Below are 16664 nucleotides of genomic sequence, written 5' to 3' on the forward strand. Positions count from 1 at the left end.
CCATTCAGGATGTGGAGAAAGGGAGCCGGCAGGCACATTCTACGAAACAGCATCGAGTGCTCAGGTTGGGTAGGTGCTCAGCCGGCTCCGGGTAATGAGGTAGCTAATCTCATTACCCAGGAGAGATACAAGGTTGGGTTGAGACGGCTTTATCGCCGAAGCCCAACAACGCGGATTCGATCTGGGCACCGTTGGGCTTCGCTGCGTTCAACCCAACCTACGGGGCGTCGTAGCGTGGAAAACGGCGCAGCCTTTTCCACTGGGGCATCGTGACGAGGGGCACCCTCACCCCAACCCTCTCCCTGAGGGAGAGGGGGCTAGAGCGTAGGTTGGGTTGCGGCGGCTCTATCGCCGAAGCCCAACAGGGCCGGCGCTCGGGGTGATGTTGGGCTTCGCTGCGCTCAACCCAACCTACGGGGCGTCGTAGCGTGGAAAACGGCGCAGCCTTTTCCACTGGGGCATCGTGACGAAGGGCGCCCTCACCCCAACCCTCTCCCTAGGGGAGAGGGGGCTAGCCGGGCCGCTTGGCTCAGGTCGGCAAGGTCATGAAGATCTGCGTCCCCTGGCCGGGGCGCGACACCACGCCGATGCGGCCACCGTGCTGGCGGATGATTTCCTTGCACAGCGCCAGGCCCAGGCCGGCCCCGCCTTTCTGGCTGCCGATCTGCACGAAGGGCTCGAACACCCGCCCCTGCTGGGCGTAGGCGATGCCTTCGCCATTGTCCTGCACCGCCATCAGCAGCTGATCGTTCTGGCGCAGCGCCTGGATGACGATCCGCCCGCCTGCCGGGGTGTGGCGCAGGGCGTTGCTCAACAGATTGTCGAACACGCGCGCCAATTGCTTGGGGTCCAGGCTGACCCGCGGCAGCGGCGTGTGCAGCAGCTCCACGGTCAATTCGACATCGCGCTCGCGCGCCTCGTCGGCATGGCGGGCACGAGCCTCTTCCAGCAGGTCGCCGATCTCGCTGGGTAGCTTTTCCGGACGCTGCAGGCCGCTCTGGTGACGGGAGTAGTCCAGCAGGTCGTTGATCAGTTGCACCAGGCGATGGGTTTCCTCGTCCACCGTCTGCAGCAGATAGGCCTCGCGGGATTCCGGCGCCACCTTGAGGCGCTCGCGCAACAGGCCGAAGGCCATGTGCATGCCGGTGACCGGGGTACGTAGCTCGTGGGAGGCACGCAGGACGAATTCGTTGCGCACCCGGTCGAAGGCGCGTTGCTCGGTGACGTCGCGCAGCACCATGAGCGCCCCCACGCTGCGACCGTCGGCGTGGTTCACCGGGGTCAGGCTCCAGGCCAGCAGCCGCACCTCGTCGTCGACACGGATTTCCAGGTCTTCGGGCGCCGCATTCAAGGCGCCGCCAGCCAGGACGCGCTGCACGCTCGCCTCGATTTCCGGCCGTTCCAGGGCGGCGATCAGGGATTCGCCCAGGTGGTTCTCGTTCCAGCCGAGCTGGCGGCAGGCCACCGGATTGGCGTGCTCGATGTTGCCCTGGGGATCGAGGATCACCAGGCCGTAGTCGATGCTGTCGAGCACCGCCTGCAGGCGTCGTTGACCGGCCACCAGGGCTTCGACATTGGTCTCGCTGAGGCGGTGCAGGGCCTGGGCCATGTTGCCGAAGCGACGGCTGAGCAGGGTGAACTCGGCGATCTGCGAGGTGGGCAACTGGACGTCGAAATTGCCCTGGCTGATGCGTTCGGCGGCCTTGGCCAGGCCGTCGATGGGACCGGTGAAGCGCTTGGCGATGCCATTGGCCGTCACCACCCCGGTGACCAGGATGGCTACGCCGATCATGGCCAGCAGCAGGGCGATGATCACCGCCCGGTCGTGGGCCTCGTCCTGCATGCGCTCCAGGGTCACCACGTAGCTTCTTTGCAGGTCATAGATACGGTTGCGTAGCGTGTTGAGCGTCTCCTGGAATCCCGGATCGGCGCGCAGCTGGGCGTAGTCGGTGGGCGGTGAGCGCAGGTACTCGGCGAAGCGTTCGTAACGCTGCTTGACGTCTTCCAGCACCGCGCGCTGTTCGGGCTGGCGCATCTCGCCCTGGACCAGTTGCAGGTACTGCTCGAAGCGTTGCTGAGCGGCCGCCAGGGCCTTGGGATCCGGCGCGCCATCGAGCATCTGGAACAGGCTGTTGCTCAGCTCCTGGCGCATGTTCAGCGTCAGGTTGATGAAGTCCAGGTTGCTGCGCGTCTGCACGCTCTGCTCACGGGCCAGGTGCAGCACGCTGACCAGGCCCACCAGCAGGCCGATGAGGGCCACGGCGATCAGGGCGGAAATGCTGAGGAAGAGGCGGGTGTGCAGCTTGATCGGCAGTTTCATAGCCCGTACTGCTTACGTTTCCGATACAGCGTGGAAGCATCGATGCCCAGGGTCTTGGCGGCCTGGTCAAGGGTCTCGCTGGTAGCCATCACCGCGGCGATATGGGCCCGCTCCAGGGCTTCCAGACTCAAGGCCTCGCCGACCCGCGGCGCACTGGCGGCGCTGCCGGTGGCAGGGCCGTCGCCCAGGCCCAGGTGGTTGACGTCCACCAGGTCCTGGCCGCAGATGATGCTCGCCCGTTCGATGACGTTGCGCAACTCGCGGACGTTGCCCGGCCAGCCATAGTTGCGCAAGGCCTCCAGGGCCGCCTCGCTGAAGCCATGGGCGGGTCGGTTGTAGTCCTTGACGAAGCGGGCGAGGAACCGCTCGGCGAGATCGACGATGTCTTCCTTGCGTTCGCGCAGCGGTGGCAGGTTGAGCACGATGACGTTGAGGCGATAGAGCAGGTCTTCGCGGAATTCGTTTTCCGCCACCATCTGTTCCAGGTTGCGGTTGGTGGCGGCGAGGATGCGCACGTCGGCGCGACGAGTCACCGGATCGCCGACCCGCTCGTATTCCTTGTCCTGGATGAAGCGCAGCAACTTGGGCTGCAGGGCCAGGGGGAAGTCGCCGATCTCATCGAGGAAGAGGGTGCCACCATCGGCCTGGCTGACCCGGCCGAGGGTGCTCTCGCTGGCGCCGGTGAAGGCGCCACGGGTATGGCCGAACATCTCGCTTTCCATCAGATCGGCGGAGAGCGAGGGACAGTTGATGGTGACGAAGGTCTTCTTGGCGCGCCGACTCCAGGCATGGATGGCGCGCGCCAGCTCGCCCTTGCCGGAACCGGATTCGCCAAGGATCAGCACGTTGGCGTCGGTGGTGGCGACCTGGCGGGCGGTTTCCAGGATGCTCATCATCGCCGGGCTGCGCGAATCGAGACCGGCGCTGGACTGGCGCACCTCACCTTCCAGGGCCTCCAGGCGGGCGGAAAGCTGGCGGAATTCCAGCTGCTTGGCGGCGGCCATGCGCAACTGGTCGGGGCTACAGGGTTTGACCAGGTAGTCCGCAGCGCCGGCCTGCATGGCATCCACCGCGGTGTCGATGGCCGAGTGGGCGGTGACGATCACCACTCGCATCCAGGGCGCCTGGATACGCATCTGCTGCAGCACGTCCAGGCCGTTGTCCGCACCCAGACGCAGATCGAGGAAGCAGAGGTCGTAGACCTGGCGGAGCAGCAGAGCCTCGGCCTGGGCCGCGCTGTTGGCCGTGGCGACGCTGTAGCCGGCATCTTCCAGACAGAAACGAAAGGTACGCAGGATGGCGGCTTCGTCGTCCACGAGCAGGATGCGACCGCTGGTTTGTTCCATGAAGGAGGACTCCAGGCCCGCAGGCCGAAACGCGCTAAAAGACAGAGCTGGCAGTTAGTCCATCATACATCGTGCAAGTTGCAATCCGCAGGTCCACCAGCCAATCGAAAGCGGGCCTCGCAAGCATCGTGCAGATCGCAACCCACCCGCTCCGGCGGGACCTGAAACCGCTGCAAGTGCATAAAAAGGGTCCGAGTCCGGAGGTTTTACCACTCAAGTCGCCGATCGACCCGCTGCAAAGCCGTCCTTTCGTAGTCGAGCCATCATGCAAAACGCAATGCTCCAGGCCATGCACCTTGCAAGGTGCATGTGCGGAGCCGCTGGCAATAAATCATAAGTACATGATTTATAAGTAAAAAGCACTTTCAAAAAAGCTGGCACGCAGTCTGCAATCTCCTTGGCAAGCCGGCCTTAGGGCCAACGGAATGCAGGAGAGACCCAATGATCAGCCAGACCCTTCGCAAGCACTTGGTAGGTACTGCGCTCTTCGCTTGCTTCGCCAGCGCCGCCGTCGCCGCTCCCCAGGGGCAGGACGTCAGCCGCGAACAGGCACTCATTGCCTCTACTCGCATTGCCGCTCAGGCCATGGTGCCGGCAATCAAGCCCTTGGCTAGCCAAGGTGCTGGGGAACTCAAGGCCATCCCCGCACAGTCCAACGGTGACCGTCTGGTGAAGCAGACCCGTTGGGTGTTCTGAGGCGATGGCCATGGTGTGGATGCTGCTGGTGATTTCGTTGTTCGTCGCAGCTGCGGTCGTCAGCGTTGGGATGTTGCTCAGCGCTCTGGTGATGGGTCGCGCCCTCAATCAGACGCACAACCTCAATGGTATCGATCTTGATTTGACTGATGTGGAACCACGGATGGCGAGTCTGGGCACCCAGGATTTCGCTAATAACACTAATGCTCGCTGGACAGGTGCTGTCGTCCGCTGAGTGCACTTGTAATACATAGGAGAAACACCATGCTGAGCTGGGCTATCACTTTCCTGATCATTGCCATCATTGCCGGCGTCCTGGGCTTCGGTGGTATCGCGGGTACTGCTACCAGTATCGCCAAGATCCTGTTCGTGCTGTTCCTGGTGCTGTTCGTGGTGTCGTTCTTCATGGGTCGTCGGCGTCCCTGACGCCAGATCCGTGAGTAGGAACGGACTGCCGGTCATGACGACCGGCAGTTGAGGCTCTGTCATCGGATTGCAGCTTTAAGCCGATTCAATGACACCCTCGAAGACGTCTCGCACAACGGGACGCAAGGGCCACAAGGTCGGGACGCTCTGCAGTAGCGGGAGGGTTCCAAGAGTACAGGGAGTACTTTCGCACTCGCGGCGGACTGGGCTGGAAACGACAACACCCCTGAATTCGACGGAGTTCACCACTTGGTGAAGGCCGCCGACGTCAGGGGTGTCGTCGTTTGAGGAGCAGGAAAGCTCAGCCCTGCCAGAAGGCATCCCACCAGGAGCGCTCGCCGCGAGCATCTTCCAGTACCACGGTGCAGGTGGTACCGGCGGCGAGCAGCACGCCGTCCGGCACCGGGTCGAGGGCGATGCGCACCGGTACCCGCTGGGCGAGCCGTACCCAGTTGAAGGTGGGATTCACATCGGCGGTGAGTTCGCGACTCTGGGGATTGTCCCTGTCATAGATGCCGCGGGCGATGCTTTCCACATGGCCGTGCAATACCTGACCGCTCATCAGACGCATCTCAGCCGCCGCGCCCACCTGCACATGGGGCAGCTTGGTCTCTTCGAAATAGCCGTAGACCCAGAACGAGTGGGCGTCGATGACGGCGAGCTTCGGCGCGCCTGCGGCGGCGTAGTCACCCTTGAACACCGACAGGTTGGTGACGTAGCCATCGACCGGGGCCAGTACCCGGGTGCGCTTGAGATTCAGCCGCGCCGCTTCCAGTTGGGCCTGGGCCTGGCGCAGATCGGCCTCGGCGGCCAGGGCGGCGGCGCTGGCGTCTTCGCGATTCTCGCGGGAGACCACCAGGCTATCGATGTCGGCGCGGCGGCGGGCGTTCTGCTGGCGCATGGCCAGGGTGGCCTTGCGCGCGGCGACCGTGGCCTCGGCCTGCTGCACGGCGATCTCGTAGTGCGCGGGGTCGATCTGCAGCAGCAGGTCGCCCTTGTGCACCCATTGGTTGTCGCGCACGGCGACCTCGGTCACCAGCCCGGCCACGTCGGGGGCGATGGTGATGACTTCGGCACGTACCCGGCCGTCGCGGGTCCAGGGATCGTTCATGTAGTGCACCCACAGCAGCCGGCCGAGGATCAGGGCCAGGCAGACCACCAGCAGGGTGAAGAGCACGCCGAAGAGTTTCTTGAGCATCATGGCAGTAATCCTAGCGATAGACGCACAGCGCCAGGGCGCAGTAGAGACAGGTGAACAGGGCCAGGCGCAGCAGCGCCGGATGCCAGACGAGGCGATAGAGGCCCACGGCGGCGAGCACCCGGTCCAGCGCCCAGGCGAGCAGGGCGGCGACCAGGAACAGCACCGTCACGGTGGGCAGGTAGAGGCCATGGAAGGCGATTTCACGTGGCATGGGAGATCTCGAGGTAACGGGCCAGCGGTCCCTGGGGATCGAGCAGGGCGCTGCGGATGAAATGCAGGTCGCTTTGCACCTGGCGCAGGGGCGATTCGTCATAGGGCAATTCCGGCGATTCGGTCACCGCCGCCACGGCGGCCAGGGCGGCGTCCACCGCGGCCAGGGCGCGCCGCAGATTCTCCGCACCGGGCTTGAGGAAGAGGCGCACCAGGGCGCGGCCGACCACGCGGATGGCCTGGCGCCAGGCGCTGCCCTCGGCATAGTGCGGCGCCCAGGGCAGGCGCGCCTGCAACTCGCGTAACTCGATCACCGCATGGCCGATCTCCAGCACGCAGAAGGCCCAGCCGATCAAGCGGCGCTGGGCGTCGCCCTGGCCGGCGCTGACGCCATAGGCCTGATTCAGCAGGTCGCGGGTCTGGCTTTCGAAGGCCGGCGCCAGGTGCGGCAGGGGCGCACTCACCGCCCGCACCAGCTGTTGGCGCAGATCGCGTTCCAGGCGGCGCCACAGCCAGGGGCTGTTGGGCGGCAGCAGCACCGCCGAGACCGCCGCGGTGATCACCATCGACAGCACCACGGCGATGCCGTTGTTGATGAAGGCGTAGGCGTTGTAGACCGGCGGATTATCGGGGATCGAGGTGAAGCAGAAGAACACCAGGCAGCCCAACCCGTAGCCCATCCAGCCCGGCCGCAGGGAGATCCAGGTGCCGAGCATGAACACCGGCGCCAGGGTCAGCAGCAGCAGCGGCAAGCCGGCGATCCAGGGAAAGACGAAGAAGGTCAGGAAGAAACCGATCAGGACGCCGCCGCTGGCACCGACGGCCATCTGCATGGCGGTGCGCTTGGGATCGGGCGAGGCCGAGGCCAGCGCCGAGACGGCCGCGGCGTTGAGCGCCAGCATGCCGCCACTGGGATAGGCACTGGCGATCCAGAAGGCACCCAGCAGCAAGACCAGGAAGGCGCTGCGCACACCGGTGACCGCCGCGCCCAGGGCATTGGCCTTGGCCACGAAGCGCGGCTTCCATTGCTCGCGACTGTGCCGCGCGGCGGCCAGGGAGGCGTGGGTCTGCAGGTAGTCGTGCCATTCGCCGGTGAGGCGGAAGAGCAGCTCCACGGCGGTCTCGAAATCCCGCCGGTCGACATCGCTCAGCAGTGGCAGCTCGGCGCGCAGGGCCCGAATGCGCGGTCGCAGACCCTGGTGCAGGGCTTCCAGGCGTGCGGCAGCGGCAGGTGCGGCGCGATCGGTGAGGGACTGGCCACGCCATTCCTCGAAGAGGTCGAGCAGCGGTGCCCAGAGCCGTTCGAGCGCTGCCAGCGGCACCTGGGCCTCGCGCTCGCGCAGGCGCATCAGCAGGCGACTCAGGGCGTGCAGGCGGGTGGTCAGGGCCATGAATTCGGCGTTGAGCCGCGCCAGACGGCCGCTGCGCATGCGCATGTGCGGATCTTCGAAGGCCGAGGCGCTGCGCAGGCTTTCCAGCCCCACCGCCTCGGCGGCCAGGCGGACCCCGGCGGCTTCCAGGCTGGCGCGATCGAGGCGGCCGCGCAGGACGTCGGCGGCGAGGCCGGAGAAGACCCCCATGCGCCGATAGAGCGTCAGGCGCATGGCCGTGGCGCTGGTCTGTGGAAAGACCGCCGCGCTCACCGCGCCACTGCAGAGCACCCCCAGGGTGATGGCCAGCACCCGCATCACCGCCGACATGAAGGCGGTATCGGCATTCAGCGCGGCGGGAATGCCGATCAGGGCGGCGGTGTAGCCGGCCAGCATGCAGGCATAGCTGCGAAAGTCCCGATAGCGCGCCGAGCCGGCCACGCAGAGGCCGATCCACAGCGCCAGGAAGATCAGGAAGGGCACCCGCTCCTGGGCGAACAGGGCGATCAGCACCAGCATTACCGCCAGCCCCAGCAGGGTGCCCATGACCCGATAGAAACTCTTGGCCAGCACCTGGCCGCTTTGCGGCTGCATGACGATGAACACGGTGATCACCGCCGAGCTGGGATGCGGCAGTTGCAGGCGCATGGCCAGCCACAGGGTCAGGCTGGCGGCGAGCACTACCTTGAACAGGTACAGCCAGAGGCTGCCGTCGCTGCGCGCCCAGGCACTCAGGGCCTGACGCAGGGGCGTGCCGGTGGCGGTGGTGGCGTTCACCGGGCCGCCCGCTCGACGGCGACGCGCGCTGGTACCAGCTCTTTATCGGCCGGGCCGCGTTCGAGGTCCGCACCGCCACCGAGGGCGACCAGGGCGCCGGCCTGGGCGGCCAGGCGCAGGGCGTGCACCTGGGCGGTCACGCGCTGCTGGGCGAACAGCCGGGTCTGGGCGTCGAGCACGTGCAGGTAGTCGGTCAGGCCGCGGCGAAAGGCCTCGCGGGCGATGTCGTAGGTGCGCTGGGCCTCCTGGCTGGCCTGGTCGGCGAGGGTCGCCTGCTTGGCCGCCGAGTCGGCCTTGATCAGGGCGTCGGAAATCTCCTTGAGGGCGTCCACCAGGGTCTGGTTGTAGGCGCTGACCGCCATGTCGTAGGCCGCCGATTCCGCGCCAAGGCGACTGCGCAGGGCGCCGCCGTCATAGATCGGCAACGAGAACGCGGGGCCGATGAAGGAGCCGGTCTTGGCGTGGGTGAGCATCTCGCTGAGCCGGCCCAGGGTGAGGAATTGGCCGACGTTGGCCACCAGGTCGATGTTGGGATAGAAGCTGGCGCGGGCGACGTCCACGCCCTTGGCCGCCGCGGCGATCTGCCAGCGGCGCGCCACCACGTCGGGACGCTTGCCGACCAACTCCAGCGGCAGGCTGCTGGGCAGGCGCGGCGCGGCGCCCAGGGTCAGCCACGGTCGTTGCAGGCTGGCCCCGGCGCCGGGACCCTTGCCAGCCAAGGCGGCGAGCTGGTTGCGATCCAGCGCCAGGGTCTCGTCCAGGGCTTCCAGCTGGCGCTCGGTCTCGGGCAGCAGGGCACGGGCCTGGCTGACCTCGAACTGGGTGCCGAGGCCGCCGTCCAGTTGCCGCTGGGCCAGCTCGGCCAGTTGGCGCTGTTGTTCCAGGGTGGCGGCGAGGATGTCGCGCTGATCGTGGTGCAGGGCGAAGCCGATGTAGGTGCGGACGATATTGCCGGTCAGCTCCAGTTCGGCGGCGCGGACCTCGGCGGCGGCCTGGTGCGCCTGGTCCAGCGCCTGGGCGCTGGCGTCGCGCTCGCGGCCCCAGAAGTCCAGGGCGTAGCTCAGCCCCAGTTCGGCATTGTTGTTCCAGGTGGTGCGATCGGCCAGTTCGCCGGGGCCGTAGAAGCCGTCGGTGGGCCAGCTGTAGCGCTTGAAGGCGCCCTTGCCCTCGACCTGCAGGGCTTCGCGGGATTCGGCGAGCCCGGCCAGGGACTCGGCGCGGCGCACCCGGGCGGCGGCCGTGGCCAGGCGCGGGTTATCGGCCAGGGCGCTGGCGATCCAGGCATCCAGTTGCGCATCGCCATAGGCACGCCACCACTGGCGCTCCGGCCAGGCGGCCTGCTGCGCGGCGTCGCGGATGGCGGCGTCGGTGACCAGGGCCTGATCGTCGAGGCGTTGCGCCTGGGGCGCGTTGTGACCGGTACTGATGCACCCGGCCAGCAGGGTCGCCAGGGCGACCACCGCCAGCGCGGGCCATCCTCTGCAAGGGGAAGGCGACACGTGGGGTCCGTTTGCAACAGGGCCATCCCTGAATAGCGCGCCCATGAAGGCGTGGTGCGGGACGGCGGAATGAGCGTGAGCTGGAGACGGTATCGTTCAGGCCGAACGGCTATTTGGCGACACTGTTAGGATGCTAACGATTATATGAAATTACGAGGTAGCCGATTAGCGCGCCAACTCGCGATTCTTTGTTTCACATAGTGAAATAATATGCAGAATGATGGTTTTCCAGACCCACGAGGTGGCATGGACACTCTGCACAACATGCGCGTTTTCGTCGCCGTGGTGGAAAGCGGCAGCTTCACCAGCGCGGCCCAGATGCTGCAGACCACCACCGCCCACGTCTCCCGCGCGGTCGCCCATCTCGAAACCCACCTGCGCACCCGCCTGCTGCACCGCACCACGAGACGTATCGCCCTGACCGAGGCCGGCCAGCGCTACCTGGCGCGTTGCGAGCAGATCCTCGCCTATGTCGAGGAAGCCGAAGCCGAAGCGGGTCACGCCCAGGCCCGGCCCGAGGGCCGCTTGCGGGTGCACAGCATGACCGGCATCGGCCAGCACTACGTGATCCGCGCCATCGCCGGCTATCGCACCCTGCACCCCGAGGTGCGCTTCGACCTGACCATGGCCAACCGCATCCCCGATCTGCTGGAAGAGGGCTTCGACCTGGCCATCGTAGTGGCGGCGGAATTGCCCGACTCCGGCTTCGTGTCCCAGCAGATCGGCCAGACCTATAGCATCCTCTGTGCCTCGCCCGCCTACCTGCGTGAGCACGGCCAGCCGCAGACGCCGGCGGACTTGGCCGACCACGCCTGCCTGAGATTCATCAGTCCGGTGGTGTCCTTCGACCGCTGGCAGTTCGAAGGTCCCAACGGCGCGGAAACCTTCCGCCTCGGTGAGACCCCCTTCCAGGTCAATGTCGGCGATGCCATGACCGAGGCCCTGCGCCATGGCCTCGGCATCGGCGTGCTGCCGCTCTATTCCGCGGTGGACGGCCTGCGCGACGGCAGCCTGGTGCGGGTGCTGCCGGCCTATCGCCTGCAGCGGCTGAATGCCTATGCCCTCTATGCCTCGCGGCAGTATCTGGATGCCAAGATCAAGACCTGGGTCGCCTACCTGCGCGAGCAGATTCCCGGCGCCCTGGAGGCGGATGAAGCCGTGGTACGCGCCGCCAGTGAACTCGCCGGACAATCTCGTTGAGCGCGACGGGTCGCTTGGACTAAGCTCGAAGAGCAGGCGCTCCGTGCCTGGTCATAGTTAGTAAGCTATTGAAATATCGCCCGGTATCGCGGTCCTGGGGGGCGACAGGACGGCTTCCTCCCGGCACGCTTCGCGGTCGTCGAGGTCCATGTCCCAAGTCGGCGGCAACGTCGCAGGACCGCCATGCGGGACGGCCGGATCATGCAGGCGGTCGCGGGCCGCCGTCAGTACCACGGGAGTCCAATGAGCACCCCAGCAGGACCCACTCTGAGATTCGCCGACCAGCCGCTCAAGGGCATCGCCCTGATCTGCCTGGCGGTCTGGTTGTTCGCCTGCCACGATGCCCTCTCCAAGTACCTCGCCGGCTTCTACCCGGTGGTCATGGTGGTCTGGGCCCGCTACCTCTCCCACACCCTGTTGATGATGGGTATCTTCATCCCGCGTTCGGGGATGGCGGTGATCCGCACCAAGCGTCCTGGCCTGCAGGTACTCAGGGCGCTGTGCCTGATCGGCTGCAGCCTGCTCTTCACCACCGCGTTGCACTATCTGCCGATGGCCGAAGCCACGGCGGTCAACTTCCTCGCGCCGCTGATGGTCACGGCGCTGTCGGTGCCGCTGCTCAAGGAGCGCGTCAGCCGCAGCCAGTGGGCGGCGGTGCTGGCCGGTTTCGTCGGGGTGCTGATCATCGTCCGCCCGGGCGGCCAACTGTTCACCCCGGCGGTGCTGCTGCCGGTCTGCTCGGCGGTGTGCTTCGGCCTCTACCAGTTGCTGACGCGGATACTCAGCGCCACCGACAGCCCTACCACCAGCAATTTCCTCACCGGGGTGGTCAACACCCTGGTCCTCAGCGCCCTGGTGCCCTTCTTCTGGGAGGTGCCGACGCTGGGGCACGGCTTCATGCTGGCGCTGCTCGGCTTCTTCGGCATGACCGCCCACCTGCTGCTGACCCAGGCCTTCCGCTACGCACCCCCGGCGCTGCTGGCGCCCTTCAGCTATGGCCAGATCGTCACCGCCGGCATCGTCGGCTACTTCGCCTTCGGCCACGTGCCGGACGGCGGTGCGATGATCGGCATCCTCATCATCTGCGCCAGCGGCCTGGCCGTGGCCTGGCAACAGAGCCGCAAGAGATCCAAGACCAAACCGGTGCCGGCGCCGCAACCTGAGGCCTTGCCGGAGGTGGCGGCGGATGCGGGCGATCTGAGCAAGGCTCAGCGCAGCCCGTAATCCGCGATGATGCCCAAGAGGATCGCCAACCCCGCCCAGTGGTTGTGCAGGAAGGCCTTGAAGCACACCAGCGGATCGCGCGTGCGGGTGACGTGGAATTCCCAGGCGAAGCAGCCGGCCGCCACCACCAGACCCAGGTAGAACGGCAGGCCCAGGCCGAAGCGGCCGCCGGCCAGCGCCAGGCAGAGCAGGGTCAGGCCCTGCAGGGTGGCGATGATCACCCGGTCGGCGTCGCCGAAGAGGATGGCGGTGGATTTCACTCCGATCTTGAGATCGTCCTCGCGATCGGCCATGGCGTAATAGGTGTCGTAGCCCACCGTCCAGATCACGTTGGCGATGAACAGCAGCCAGGCCGCTGCCGGCAGTTGGCCGGTCTCGGCGGTGAAGGCCATCGGCATGCCCCAGGAGAAGGCCGCGCCCAGGACCGCCTGGGGGTAGTAGGTGTATCTCTTCATGAAGGGGTAGAGCGCGGCGATGCCGAGGGCGCCGAAGGACAGCCAGACGGTGGTGGCATTGGTGCACAGCACCAGGCCGAAGCTGATCAGCACCAGGGCGGCGAAGAGGATCAACGCTTCCTTGGGCGTGACCCGCCCGGTAGCCAGGGGGCGGTTCTTGGTGCGGGCGACATGGCCGTCGAAGTTGCGATCGGCGAAGTCGTTGATCACGCAACCGGCCGAGCGCATCAGTACCACCCCGAGCACGAAGATCAGCAGGTTCTTCAGGCTCGGCACACCCTCGGCGGCGATCCACAGCGCCCAGAGGGTGGGCCAGAGCAGCAGGTAGATACCGATGGGGCGGTCCAGCCGGGTCAGCTGGACGAAATCCTTGAGCCGCTCGCTGCGCGGACGGGTGGCGATGACCCGGGCGCCGGGCTGCGGGGCGCGGGGCGGGGCAGGACGGCGATCACGAGGGCGGGACGCTTTCTTTTTCATCGGACGGCTGCGTGGCAAAGGGCCCGGCGATTATAAGGGGCCTGTCGGGCGTCGTGAGGATTCGACTAGCGTTCTCGCTCGGCGTGGGGCCAGAACGTCGGCAGGAAGACCTCGCTGACCAGGATCGCCAAGGGCTGCCGGCGGAACACCGAGCGACGGGCCCAGCAGGACGTGGACCCCACAGCCGCGGGCAGCCAGGCCTGGGGATAGCGACAGGCCTCCAGCGGCCCGCGGACGAAGGCTGGCGCCTGGAACAGCCAGTGGCCGAGCGGTCGATCGCCCAGTGCTGCCAAGTCGAAGTCGGCGGCTTCCAGGGCCGTGCGGGCCGCGACGCTACGGGCGAAGACCCAGGGCTCACCGGCACCCCGCAGCCAGACTTCGCGTACCCAGCCGGAGCTGGCCGGCGCCACGTCCAGTGCCTGACATTCGTCCAGGCGCAGCGGTTGCCAGCCTTCGGCAAGCACCTCCACGGCGAAGCGCCCGCCACTGACGGCGGTGAGGCGCTCGGTGAGAGAGCCGCGATCGGCGTAGAGCCAGTCGAGCGGCGCTTTGGCGTAATCCGCTTCCCGGCTGGCCGCCTCACGGGTCAGCCAGCGCGGCGTCGGGTCACAGGCCCCAGACATTGCCCAGGGTGCTCAGCAGGGAGGGCTGGGTGCCTTGCTTGCCGAGGTAACCGAGGATCACCTGGGCGAACTGGGTGGTCATGCTGCTGTTCATGCCCAGGGCGTTGAAGGTCTTGTTGACGTCCTGGCGGCTGTCGACCGAACCCAGCAGGCTGCCCAGCGGACTCTGCTTGGCGTCCTGGCCACCGCCGCCGAGCAGATTGCCCAGGCCACCCAGTTGTGCCAGACCGCCCGCGGCGTTGGCGCCGGCGAGCTGATCCAGCCCCGGCACGGCCTTGGCCAACTGGCTGTAGTCGTTGCCCACCAGCTGGTTCTTGGCCAGGCCCAGCAGGGCACCAGTACCGCCCACCGCCTGCTGCGGAGTGACGTTGAGCTGGCTGGTCAGCGCCTGCAGCAAGCCCTGGGCCTGGGGCGTGGCAGCTGCGGCGGCAGTGGCCTTGGCGTTGTTGTTGCCGCTGGCACTGTTGTAGGCGTTGACGGCGTCGTTGAGGTTGAAGGCGAACACCGGGCTGGCGGCGAGCACCAGCGGCAGGGCGAGGACGGGCAGACGCATACAGGGACTCCAGCAATTTCTTCGAAGATTCTTCAGGATAACCCGACGGGGATGACCGTGGACTGAACGACCGGCCTGCACGGGCGCAACGCTGGGGTTATGATCGCCGTTTTGCCGGGGGAACACCGATGCTCAACGGATTGTGGCTGGGCTTCTTCATCGTCGCCGGGATCAGTGCCTTCGGCCAGTGGCTGGTGGCGGGCAACGCCGGGGTGTTCGCCGCCATGGTGGAGAGTCTGTTCGCCATGGCCAAGCTGTCGGTGGAGGTCATGGTGCTGCTGTTCGGCACCCTGACCCTCTGGCTCGGCATCCTGCGCATCGCCGAGCGGGCCGGTCTGGTGGATGCCCTGGCGCGGCTGCTCGGCCCGCTGTTCGCCCGCCTGATGCCCGAGGTACCGCGCGGGCACCCGGCGCTGGGATTGATCACCCTCAACTTCGCCGCCAATGGCCTGGGCCTGGACAACGCTGCTACCCCCATCGGCCTCAAGGCCATGCGTGCCCTGCAGGAACTCAATCCCAGCAGCACCACGGCGAGCAATGCGCAGATCCTCTTCCTGGTGCTCAATGCCTCCTCGCTGACCCTGTTGCCGGTAACGGTGTTCATGTATCGCGCCCAGCAGGGCGCCGCCGACCCGACCCTGGTGTTCCTGCCGATCCTGCTGGCCCATACCTGTGCCAACCTGGTGGGCCTGCTGTCAGTCGCCTTCATGCAGCGGCTGAAACTCTGGGACCCGGTGGTGCTGGCCTGGCTCGGCGGTGGCGCCCTGGCCTTCGGCGCCTTCGTCGCCTTTCTCTTCACCCTCACCGCCACGGCGCTGGCCGGGTTGTCGTCCTTGCTCGGCAACCTGACCCTGTTCGGCATCATCCTGGCCTTCCTGATCCTCGGCGCGCTGCGCAAGGTGCCGGTGTACGAGGCCTTCGTCGAAGGCGCCAAGGAAGGCTTCGACGTCGCCAAGTCGCTGTTGCCCTATTTGGTGGCCATGCTTTGCGCGGTAGGGGTGCTGCGCGCCTCCGGCGCCCTCGAGGCGATCCTCGAAGGCATCCGCCACATGGTGACCTTGCTCGGCTGGGACACCCGCTTCGTCGAGGCGCTGCCCACCGCCCTGGTCAAACCCTTCTCCGGCAGCGCCGCCCGCGCCCTGCTGATCGAGACCATGAAGACCCAGGGGGTGGATAGCTTCCCCGCACTGGTCGCGGCCACCATCCAGGGCAGCACCGAGACCACCTTCTATGTGCTGGCGGTGTACTTCGGCGCGGTGGGCATCCAGCGCGCCCGCCATGCGGTGGGCTGCGCCCTGCTGGCCGAATTCACCGGCGTCACGGCGTCGATCCTGGTCTGCTACTGGTTCTTCGGCTGAGAGCAGCTAATAAAACTACTGCGCGTTCGCCAGACGGGCGCGTGCAGTGCTCGGAATCCTCATGTACCACTCGTACACTCGAACGCGAGCCCGGTGCGGTTCCTGCGCGCCGCGCGCACCCGCCTGACAACCGCTCGCTACGTTTTATGAGCTGCTCTGGGTCCTGTGCTCCGGTTCGCGCATCCAGTCGTCCTGCACCATGCGTCGCTGGCGGCGTGAGGTGAGTTGCTGGGTCTGCCAATCCTCGGCGATCAGCGCGCAGTATTCGCCGTCGTGCTGGCCCAGGCGGAAGCGCCGGCGCACGCCGATGGGATCATGGTCCGAACCGTAGAAGGCCACGGCGCGAATCTCCATGCCTTCGAACACCCAGCCGTCCGGCGGGCGATGGTTGTCCAGCGCCAGGCCATTGCCCTCGGCAGCACGCCGGATCAGGCCCTGGAAGGTGCCGATGTGGGTGAAGTCTCCGGTGTTGAGCGGGCCCTGGTGGGTGGCCTGGCCGAGCACCAGATCGGGATCGAAGTCATCCTGGCCGCTTTCGCGGATGTCGGTGACATCGGTGTAGAGCGTTTCGCGATTGGTCTTGAGAATGACCGTGAGCTGGTTGATGAACACCGGTTCGGCGCTCATGTTCGACAGCAGGCAGAGGGCGCCCACGCCCTTGCCGGCGCCGCGATTGATGATCAGCCGCGGCTGGCGCTGACGCTTGTAGTTGTTGAGCAGCAGTTGGGCATAGAGGATCCAGACGCCCAGGGTGCAGCATTGGGCGAACAGGGTGAGCACCTGGTAATTGTCTTGCAACCACTGGAACATGGGGCCACTTCGCTGAACGGGATTCCCATCGGAAAGACCGTTCGGGTCCCGGGTTCCACCGCTTCGCTGGTCGAGCGGTCCTGGTGAGAACATCGCCACAGCCGTGGCGTCCAAGTAGC

The 16664-nt window shown here is 66.6% G+C and carries 16 protein-coding genes and 1 other RNA gene; 7 read left to right on the forward strand and 10 right to left on the reverse strand.

The annotated features are described in order from the left end of the window. Positions 1-529: 529 nt before the first annotated feature. Both FAZ11_RS14005 and algB read right to left on the reverse strand, forming a co-directional pair. Positions 530-2320 (reverse strand): ATP-binding protein, encoded by a 1791-nt coding sequence (locus FAZ11_RS14005; protein WP_058772032.1) that lies wholly within the window; start codon positions 2318-2320, stop codon positions 530-532. Then, positions 2317-3666 (reverse strand): sigma-54-dependent response regulator transcription factor AlgB, encoded by a 1350-nt coding sequence (algB, locus tag FAZ11_RS14010; RefSeq protein WP_058761798.1) that lies wholly within the window; start codon positions 3664-3666, stop codon positions 2317-2319. Before algB ends, FAZ11_RS14005 begins: the two co-directional genes overlap by 4 nt. Positions 3667-4107: 441 nt before the next feature. Between algB and FAZ11_RS14015 the strand changes: the two genes are divergently transcribed. The 3 genes from FAZ11_RS14015 to FAZ11_RS14025 are packed head-to-tail and all read left to right on the forward strand — an operon-like array spanning position 4108 to position 4788. Beyond that, positions 4108-4362, forward strand: a complete 255-nt coding sequence (locus tag FAZ11_RS14015) for a hypothetical protein (protein ID WP_058761797.1) — start codon at positions 4108-4110, stop codon at positions 4360-4362. A 10-nt stretch (positions 4363-4372) separates the two neighbouring features. After that, positions 4373-4597, forward strand: a complete 225-nt coding sequence (locus FAZ11_RS14020; protein ID WP_193557173.1) for a hypothetical protein — start codon at positions 4373-4375, stop codon at positions 4595-4597. Positions 4598-4626: 29 nt separating this feature from the next. Continuing rightward, positions 4627-4788 (forward strand): DUF1328 domain-containing protein, encoded by a 162-nt coding sequence (locus tag FAZ11_RS14025; RefSeq protein WP_007160206.1) that lies wholly within the window; start codon positions 4627-4629, stop codon positions 4786-4788. 301 nt (positions 4789-5089) lie between these two features. Here FAZ11_RS14025 and FAZ11_RS14030 read toward each other — a convergent pair whose 3' ends face one another. The 4 genes from FAZ11_RS14030 to FAZ11_RS14045 are packed head-to-tail and all read right to left on the reverse strand — an operon-like array spanning position 5090 to position 9845. After that, on the reverse strand, positions 5090-5989 hold the full coding sequence (locus FAZ11_RS14030; protein WP_058761795.1) for an efflux RND transporter periplasmic adaptor subunit: 900 nt from the start codon (positions 5987-5989) through the stop codon (positions 5090-5092). A 10-nt stretch (positions 5990-5999) separates the two neighbouring features. Beyond that, complete coding sequence (locus FAZ11_RS14035) at positions 6000-6200, reverse strand: DUF1656 domain-containing protein (RefSeq protein WP_058761794.1); 201 nt, start codon at positions 6198-6200, stop codon at positions 6000-6002. Further along, entirely contained in the window at positions 6190-8346 is a 2157-nt protein-coding gene (locus FAZ11_RS14040; protein ID WP_058772033.1) for an FUSC family protein, read from the reverse strand. Before FAZ11_RS14040 ends, FAZ11_RS14035 begins: the two co-directional genes overlap by 11 nt. Further along, a complete protein-coding gene (locus tag FAZ11_RS14045) occupies positions 8343-9845 on the reverse strand; it encodes an efflux transporter outer membrane subunit (RefSeq protein ID WP_058772034.1) in 1503 nt (500 codons plus the stop codon). The genes FAZ11_RS14040 and FAZ11_RS14045 overlap by 4 nt, the downstream gene beginning before the upstream one ends. A gap of 246 nt (positions 9846-10091) precedes the next feature. Between FAZ11_RS14045 and FAZ11_RS14050 the strand changes: the two genes are divergently transcribed. Next, on the forward strand, positions 10092-11045 hold the full coding sequence (locus FAZ11_RS14050; RefSeq protein WP_058767049.1) for a LysR family transcriptional regulator: 954 nt from the start codon (positions 10092-10094) through the stop codon (positions 11043-11045). Positions 11046-11288: 243 nt separating this feature from the next. After that, the gene (locus FAZ11_RS14055) at positions 11289-12269 is read left to right on the forward strand and encodes a DMT family transporter (RefSeq protein WP_058772035.1); all 981 of its coding nucleotides are present in this window, start codon (positions 11289-11291) and stop codon (positions 12267-12269) included. Here the strand turns inward: FAZ11_RS14055 and ubiA are convergent. The 3 genes from ubiA to FAZ11_RS14070 form a co-directional block, all read right to left on the reverse strand. Then, complete coding sequence (gene ubiA / locus FAZ11_RS14060; protein WP_058772036.1) at positions 12254-13201, reverse strand: 4-hydroxybenzoate octaprenyltransferase; 948 nt, start codon at positions 13199-13201, stop codon at positions 12254-12256. The two genes, FAZ11_RS14055 and ubiA, sit on opposite strands and share 16 nt — an antisense overlap. Before the next feature lie 65 nt (positions 13202-13266). After that, the gene (locus FAZ11_RS14065; RefSeq protein WP_081319951.1) at positions 13267-13824 is read right to left on the reverse strand and encodes a chorismate--pyruvate lyase family protein; all 558 of its coding nucleotides are present in this window, start codon (positions 13822-13824) and stop codon (positions 13267-13269) included. Then, the gene (locus tag FAZ11_RS14070; RefSeq protein ID WP_058761788.1) at positions 13808-14377 is read right to left on the reverse strand and encodes a DUF2780 domain-containing protein; all 570 of its coding nucleotides are present in this window, start codon (positions 14375-14377) and stop codon (positions 13808-13810) included. The genes FAZ11_RS14065 and FAZ11_RS14070 overlap by 17 nt, the downstream gene beginning before the upstream one ends. A 128-nt stretch (positions 14378-14505) precedes the next feature. Between FAZ11_RS14070 and FAZ11_RS14075 the strand changes: the two genes are divergently transcribed. Both FAZ11_RS14075 and FAZ11_RS14080 read left to right on the forward strand, forming a co-directional pair. Continuing rightward, entirely contained in the window at positions 14506-15735 is a 1230-nt protein-coding gene (locus FAZ11_RS14075) for a nucleoside recognition domain-containing protein (protein ID WP_058772037.1), read from the forward strand. Positions 15736-15796: 61 nt separating this feature from the next. Continuing rightward, a non-coding RNA gene (locus tag FAZ11_RS14080) (sX9 sRNA) lies at positions 15797-15888 on the forward strand. Here the strand turns inward: FAZ11_RS14080 and FAZ11_RS14085 are convergent. Further along, positions 15880-16545 carry a hypothetical protein gene (locus tag FAZ11_RS14085; protein ID WP_058772038.1) on the reverse strand — a complete coding sequence of 222 codons (666 nt, stop codon included), beginning with the start codon at positions 16543-16545 and terminating at the stop codon, positions 15880-15882. The two genes, FAZ11_RS14080 and FAZ11_RS14085, sit on opposite strands and share 9 nt — an antisense overlap. Positions 16546-16664: the final 119 nt, after the last annotated feature.

Source organism: Pseudomonas rhizoryzae (assembly GCF_005250615.1).
GTDB lineage: Bacteria > Pseudomonadota > Gammaproteobacteria > Pseudomonadales > Pseudomonadaceae > Chryseomonas > Chryseomonas rhizoryzae.